The following is a 1,166-nucleotide window of genomic DNA, read 5'->3' as shown; positions in this document are numbered from 1 at the left end:
ATCTTCTCCTGCGACGGAAATTCCAGCGCCAGTGTCAGCTTGAGTATGAATTTCAGTTGGGTTTCTTGAACCAGCAGATGAGGAAATTTTTAGCTTGAGTGGTGGTGCGCTGGATGAGAACTGTGGGACTCTGGAAAGTTTTGACAGTTTTGAAGAGTTGTGCATTGTCTCATCCTTGGTGACACTGAATATAATAAACGGTTGTTCCTCACAAGTGAACTCTTCCTCGCTGATCACATTCTCATTCACGTCCTTCAGGTCAGAATTGTCATCAGTGTTGACCATGTTGACGCGGCGAACAGGAGAATCTGGCCTGACAGGACCGGGTGTTTGGTCACGGTCGCGGCGATATCGATCCCTTGAAGGTGTGCGAGGCCTCTCCCGAGAAGGTGTGCGTGGTCTGTCCTTGTCACGTGACTTGGGTCGGACATCACGACCGTTGCGAGAGCCACTTCTTCCAGGCCTTCTGTCACCGCCACCACCTCTGCCAGGGGAACGGGTTCTCCTGTCACCACCAAAACAATTTCTGGCGATATGACCTTCACGTCTGCAATCTCTGCAGTGCAAATCCTTGTATTCTGCTCTGCATGAGTCTTTGACATGTCCTTGCTTGCCACAGCGAAAGCATTCTCTGTCATCGAATCTTCTTTCTTCATCCTGTTTGGCTATGGCATTGACAGCAACACTGGTAACACTTTTTGTTTTGGAAACTATTCTTTCTGTTTCAAGAAAACCTTCATAACCTTCATTCTGTAGCTGTGACATAGAGCTGGCGTGGGTGATCTTTATTGCTGCACTCTTCAAACTTTTCACGCAAGCGTTTGTCGTTGGTTTTCAGGCGGAGTGCCATGGCCAAATGCTGATCACCATTCATTTTGTCAATTTCTCCCTCTTCCATTAAAGCCTTTGTACGCAGATAGAATTGGGTCCATTTCTCACCAACTTGATGTTCAACATTGAAGAATGCGACTCTCCTAGCGTCGAGCGGCCAGGACTCGCCGTGTTCTTTGCTGATGACCAACATCATCTCGTTGTAGGACTCCGGCGGCATCCCGTACACATGCTCGGTAATGTTGTCTCTGACTCTCTTGGCAAGGTCATCTGCCAGACACGCGTAAATGAATGGAAGAGATATTTGGAAGTCAATTTTATCGAATTTGCTGGCA

At 47.9% G+C, this 1,166-nt stretch carries 3 protein-coding genes; all 3 read right to left on the bottom strand.

Going from position 1 to position 1,166, the window contains the following annotated elements:
• Positions 1-249: hypothetical protein (locus ACN0IC_RS15650; protein WP_416879675.1), on the bottom strand; the 249-nt coding region annotated here is incomplete at its 3' end.
• Positions 250-254: 5 nt separating this feature from the next.
• Positions 255-656, bottom strand: coding sequence for a hypothetical protein (locus tag ACN0IC_RS15645; RefSeq protein ID WP_416879674.1), 402 nt, complete (start codon positions 654-656; stop codon positions 255-257).
• Positions 657-745: 89 nt separating this feature from the next.
• Positions 746-1,166, bottom strand: a 421-nt coding sequence (locus ACN0IC_RS15640; protein ID WP_416879673.1) for a hypothetical protein, incomplete at its 5' end; no start/stop codon positions are given.

This window comes from Litorimonas sp., from assembly GCA_029936425.1.
Lineage (GTDB): Bacteria > Pseudomonadota > Alphaproteobacteria > Caulobacterales > Maricaulaceae > Litorimonas.
Note: the sequence above shows the minus strand (reverse complement) of the source record. Positions and strands in the feature narration are given on the sequence as shown.

Bases quoted from the DNA above. Each gene is read 5' to 3' on its own strand.
- ACN0IC_RS15645 (WP_416879674.1), bottom strand. From the start codon at position 656: ATGAAGAAAGAAGATTCGATGACAGAGAATGCTTTCGCTGTGGCAAGC.